Source organism: Pseudofrankia asymbiotica, from assembly GCF_001983105.1.
Taxonomy (GTDB): Bacteria; Actinomycetota; Actinomycetes; order Frankiales; family Frankiaceae; genus Pseudofrankia; species Pseudofrankia asymbiotica.
Genome location: NZ_MOMC01000057.1, coordinates 84,679 through 90,678 on the forward strand (window position 1 = coordinate 84,679; position 6,000 = coordinate 90,678).

General features: G+C 66.2%; 2 protein-coding genes. One reads left to right on the plus strand and one right to left on the minus strand.

Annotation, left to right across the window (positions count from 1 at the left end):
• Positions 1-3,254: 3,254 nt before the first annotated feature.
• Positions 3,255-4,721 (minus strand): helix-turn-helix transcriptional regulator, encoded by a 1,467-nt coding sequence (locus BL253_RS27220; RefSeq protein WP_131831585.1) that lies wholly within the window; start codon positions 4,719-4,721, stop codon positions 3,255-3,257.
• A 619-nt stretch (positions 4,722-5,340) separates the two neighbouring features.
• Here BL253_RS27220 and BL253_RS27225 point away from each other — a divergent pair.
• The gene (locus BL253_RS27225) at positions 5,341-5,934 is read left to right on the plus strand and encodes a hypothetical protein (RefSeq protein ID WP_076820149.1); all 594 of its coding nucleotides are present in this window, start codon (positions 5,341-5,343) and stop codon (positions 5,932-5,934) included.
• Positions 5,935-6,000 lie beyond the last annotated feature (66 nt).

A 6,000-nucleotide genomic window follows, 5' to 3' on the forward strand; every position in this document is an offset into this window, starting at 1 on the left:
TAGCATGGGCGGCTCGGCGTGGAGTGGCAGCCCACCGTCCTCCGAGACGGATGATCACTGAAGCAACGACTGGCTGCAGGCGTCAAATCAGGCTGTTCAGTAGCGCGCCGTCCTCCGGGGCGGACGATCACTGAAGTCCGACGTCGTGGGCCGACGGGACCGCCGTACGCCGGTGGGCGTACCGTCCTCCGGAACGGGCAATCACTGAAGCTCGTAATACAGCCCCGGTTGGGCAACGAAAATGCCCTGGCGCACCGTCCTCCGGGAAGCGTCGCGATCCATGACCGGGTCGCCACGGTCGCGGCGTCGCTCCGCCCGCGAGGACAGACGATCACTGAAGCTGGCTGGCGATCCGTCTCTCCGACGGAGGTAGCGATGGCGCATCGTCCTTCGAGACAGGCGATCACTGAAGTGACATGTTCAGGACGGCCTGCGAGGTCGCCTGGAAGCGGCGTACCCCCTCCGGGGCGGACGATCACTGAAGCCAGAACGTGCGCGACGGCCGGCCGCCGAAGACGACGATGTCGCACCGCCCTCTGGGACGGATGATCATTGATGTGGGCTGGACCCCCTGCCCTTCGCACCACGCTCGGAGGTCGCGCCGTTCATCAAAGTGGGAGATCGCCGAAGCTCGGCGGACCGGCAGGATGACCAACGCACGGCTCGCGGTGGAGACGGCGCGAGCGCTCTGATCACTCGTATCCACACCGGACTGCTCGCACCCAGATCAACCCCGTTTCACTCGCACTTTGAGACCTCAACAGAGCATCGCGAACAATCACGCCGGGGCCGCTCCCAACGGCTCCCATTTCGGCAGCTCAGCTGCCCCGTCCACAGAGAGCTGTCGCCCCGTCTACCGGGACGGACGATCACTGAAGCGGCTGGGTTAGCACCTCGTCGAAAAGAATGCCATGGGGCGGGCRGAGTCGGGGACGCTCCGTCTGCAACGACGGACGATCACTGAAGCACCATCACCTGAGCCRCGGCGGCGTCCAAGGTCCGGGTCGCTCTGCTCGCAAGGGCGGACGATCATTGAAGCTCGCCGGACACGTCGTGGGCGGTCGCCGATTCGGGGGCGCTACGCCCGCGAGGGCGGACGATCATTGAAGCGGACGCAGGGTGAGGGTGGTCATCGCCGGCCCACCCGTCGCTCCGCCCGCAAAGGCGGACGATTACTGAAGCCGGGTCGTGCGGCTGGCGCTCGACGGCTTTACCCCGGGTTGCTCCGCCCGCAAGGGCGGCCATCACTGAAGCGACAGGTAGTAGCTCACCTGCTCCCGGGGGATCTCCGGTCGCCCCGCCTGCAAGAATCGATGAGAGCTGTCGCACCGTCCCGGAGGATGGACGATCATTAAAGGGCCGGTCAGGGGACCTACGGCTCACCGCGATGACTCAGATCGCGCCCTCCCGAGGAGGGCAACCACTGAAGCATCTCTGCGGCGGTCGGGGCGGCCGGGTTGGCGATCGCGTCGAACCGTCCGAGGGTGGACGATCACTGGAGCCTGTCCGGTTTTATGATCTTGGTTTGCTGCGGCTCTGCCGTCGCGCCCGCAAGGACGGACGATCATTGAAGCCGGAACTGGCTCGTCCGGGCCGCCTCCGCGCCGTTCGCGTCGCTCCGTCCCCAAGGACGGACGATCACCGAATCAGAACTCCATCTGCCCGGGCAAGCGTCAATAGGGTAGGTCGCTCCGTCCCCAAGGGCGAACGATCACTGAAGCTCGAGGTAGACGTGCAGCGTCGTGTTGTACGGCGGGTCGCAGCACCTCCAGGGGCGGACGATCACTGAGGCGGCCCGATCATGCGCGCCGCGATGTCTCCCTGGTCCAGTCGTACCGTCTTCGCAGGGGACGATCACTGACGCAAGCGGATCGGTCTGCTCGCCGGCTGCGTCGACACGTCGCGCCGCCCTCAAGGACGGRCGATCACTGAAGCGCGATCTCGTCCAGCCATGCGCCCGACAAGTTCAACCCGGTCGCTCTGCCCGCACGGGCGGACGATCACTGAAGCGAAACGTCGTCCGCCGCACGGGCGGAAGCCCAGGGCAGTCGTTCCGCCCGCGACGACGGACGATCACTGAAGCTTGATCGGCGAACCGGAGTCATCCAGCGCGGCGATGTCGCTCCGCTCGGGAGGACGGACGATCACTGAAGCGAGTCGGCCGAGGACCGGGCCTGGAGGGAGCACGAGTCGCTTCGCCCGCAAGTGCGGACGATCACTGAAGCGGCATCCTCCAACTGAGGGCTCTCGGCGCTCTTCTCAGCGAGATGCCTCTCGCGTCTGTGCGGCCCGACTTCGCCGAGCAAGTGCGCGGGCGCGCCCGCCGACGCCGGCGGCGTGCCATGGCAGCCATGGCTGTGCTCGCGGCCTCGGTTCCGACCTCTATTTGGGCCACCCAATTGCGTTGTCGGTCGACCGGTAGCCACATGGCGGCCCTCTGAATCCCGCACGACCATGCAATATCACCAGCCAGGAACGATGATCCAAGGTGCGGAGGCTGGCGCCCGAGATCGTCACCCTCCCGGGTGGCGAGGCGAACGAGACGACGTCGGTCACCTCGATCATCACCGGGCGCGGTCATCGGGCGCCTCCACGATGGKGAGTTCAAAACGGCCCTCGATCACGAGCCCGGCCGGATGTCGAGCTGCTGGTCGCTCCTGCACGGTTCTGCTGCGCTCCTCGCTGAGGGCGCTGCTGTCCAGGTCGGTGATCGTCTTATCGTCCCTGCCGGCATCTTGATGAGAGCCAACCCGGAGATCCGAGCCCTGACTCGGATGGGTGCCCGCCTCCGTGGTGGCTTGGTCCGGTTGTCGGCGGCTGTGGCCTCTTGGTGGGCACGGCCCTTGCGTTCGTCGAGCCTCAGGCTGGCTCCGCGATCGCTGCTGGTAGCGGGCTGAGCGGAGTGTTTTTCCAAATCCTCATGAGCCGACGCTGACCATGTCCTCCGGGCACTCCGAGACCTCGTCGCGCTGGGCTCGGAGCGCCCGGAGGCGACCCGCGCCTGTGTAAAGATCAAAATGGAGCGTCGGTCGACGTCCCGGCGCGTCGGACGACGAATCGGTCCCTTGGGACGGTTCGGATTCCGAACCACTGATGGGACTGGTCGTGATCGTCTCGGGCGGCGAGCGTAGCCAAGTGTTTGTCCAAGCGATCGCCTGCGTCGCGGGGCGCTCATCAGCGGCAGCGCTTGCTGGCCCGTCTATCGGGATCCGAAGGTGAATCGAGTTCGGTGAACACGCTGAGTGATCGCGAGGTCAGGTCGCGTCCTGGTCGGTTCCGCCTTCGGGGGTTTCGGGTAGCCACCTACCGGCGCGGGCTGCTTCGAGCTGGGCGCGGGTCAGTACGGTTCCGCGCGGGAGCTTGAGTGCAGTCAGGTCCATGAGGGGCTTCGGTGGAGATTTGAACGGGTCGGCGCCCGGGGCTGTGATGTCGTCGAGGAGCCGGTCGATCATGTTGGCGAGGCAGTTTGGGCCGCTACCGCCGTAGCCCCAGGTGATCCCGAAGCGCGGGTCCTGGGGGGCTGGGTAGAGCGTTCGGTCGGTGGTCCGGACCCAGATGGGCTGATCGAGGACGAGTTCCGCGAGCGGGCTCGTCGCAGGGAGTCGCTGCGGGCTCGCGAGCAAGATTTGTTCGCCGTCGTCGGTGCGGCGACGTAGCGCGGGGGCGTCGGTCTCCGGGTCGATGAAGGCGTCACCGTCCTGCGTATGAAAGATCTCGAACGCGGCGGTGCGGGCGCAACGCTGGAGCCGGTTCGCCCATTCGGCGGCGTGCGGCCGGGACGGATCGGCTCGCTCGATCTGTCCGAACGGCAGATCTCTTCCCCCGTCCCAGCTCTTCAGTTCCCGTACGCAGTGCCTCGCGAGGGTGTCCTCCCGGCTGAGCACATCGAGCCATCCCGCTCGCCGCTGGTGGACGTCGAGATCCTCGCGGTCAGCCGAGGGGACGAGCATAGGGCGCGCGGCGACGACGACGGTGTCCGCGTTCGTCATGGTTGCCAGGGTTTCAAGGTCGGTCAGTGCGCCGGCCGCCGAGCGGTCGGCGCAGATGCGGGCGAGGTTCAGCAAGGTCCGTGCGGCGGGATGGCCCTCCTCGTAGCTGGCTGCCAGTTGGAGAAGCGGGGTGATGTCGAGGTCGGTCCGCGCCGGGCTGATCACAGGTTCCTGGTCGGGAGTCCAGTTCAGCATCAGCTGTGGGATCCGGAGCGTCATCGGCCAGTAGGGGAGCGGCCGTCCCACAGCTTTGACCAAGTTTCGCCAGCCGATCTCGCCGTCACCGCCGATATCCGTAACGCCAGGTCCGGTGATGCCGAAGTCCCATTCCATCACGGCAATTCTCGTCGCTTCGGGAAGCTGCGCGCCGATATCCTTGAGCTGATAGGTCTGGCCGGACAGCGGCCACACGACGAACAATGCGCCGGTGCTCGTTTCCCATCCCTGTGCGATCGCGTCGTCCGCGGTTAGGTGTCGCGCGCCCAGGTAGGTTGCAGGCTTCTGAGCGGAAGGCCAAAACCGAATGGGAACACGCGAGGACAAACCGACGGCCGGCTCCGCCGCCCACGAATATACGTTTTCCTTGGTCCAGTATGAGGTGTCACCCTTCTTACTGTGCGGTGCGACGAAAAGCCCGGTACGCGCTCGCAGCCACAACCACCATCGCGAAACGCCGAGCAGCTGTGCACATCTCCCCAGGTCCAGCAGTTCATCGTYGGATGACGGTGTCATGGCATCCCCGCAATAGCTGCCGCAGAAACGTTACAGCTCRCGAGCGTAACGCGGTCGGCTGGCCGATACGTGCGGACTCGAATATCCATCCGATCGGGAACTGGGTGCCTGGGAGGCCAGTAATCTGATCTCAGATGCGCTGGGCCACCAGCTACCTCGGTCCGCTGCTCGACGCCGAGCGGGAGGAGGAAAGGCCTCAACGCATGCGTGGTGGCTTCCAGTCCTCGGACCCTCGCTTCCCCTACCAGCTCCAAGCCGGCCAGCCGAGACACCACGTTCCGGGACGAGCACCGAGGCGGGATGGCCCATACACAGCTGAGCACGTGCCATCACCCCGCCATACCCCTTCCCACGGACCCAGCGGAGCCGTCGGCCCAGATGCCCGGTGGCCGAGTGTCAGATCGGTCCTGGAAATGAGCAGGCTGGCGAGGCCGTCCGGGACGCCGAGCCCGCGTGGCGCCTCGTCGAACCAGATCGGTTCCTCGGCGCACAGGCGCACGGCGAAGCCGAACCGCGCGGGGCCAGCAGCCTCGAGGTTGGCGATCTTGTCGCAGTGGTGCGAGATGATTGTGCGGCTTCGAGTTCCGCGTAAGCGCGGTGGAGTCTGAAGGGTGCGGGTGTGCGGGTGGAGTTGAACAGGGGCGGGTTCGCGAGCCCGTACGCCACTGGTGGCGGTGGCACGGTCTTGGAGCACGCGTACGGCGCGGTGCTGTTGGCGGCACTGTTGCAGGGCGTTCCGGTGTCCGGGCTTGGCAACGAGGTGAGGCCTCGTGAGGTCCGGTTCCAACAGAGTGCGACGTGCCCGGTCGATGACCTTGTTGTGCTCGGGGACTGTCCAACGGGGCCGCGCACGATCTATATCGGTGTGCGCCGGGCGCCGACGATCGCCGCGGGTAGCCCTGCCTTCGTCGAGTTGCTGGTGGACTACCTGCGGATGGTGGTCGACCGCCAGGCCGGCCTCGACGTTGGGCGGGAGCGGCTCGGCCTGGCCGTCGCGTCTCCTCACAAGGGGGCGAGTCAGGTCCGACAGCTCGGGTTCTTCGCGCGACGGCGGCCCGACAACACCTCCTTCCGCGCCTATGTAGGCGAGCCGATGGCCACCAGTCGCGATGTTCGAACGAGACTGGGTCACCTCGACGCCGCAGTAGCAAAGGCAGTAACACAGGCTTGTGTCCTCCTGGCTGGTCAAGGCTCCGGCACGCTCGCGTTCTGACTGGACCTGTCCATTGATGTTCGATGTTGGTGGTTTGTCCGGGTTGTCATGGGAAGCCGTGGAGGT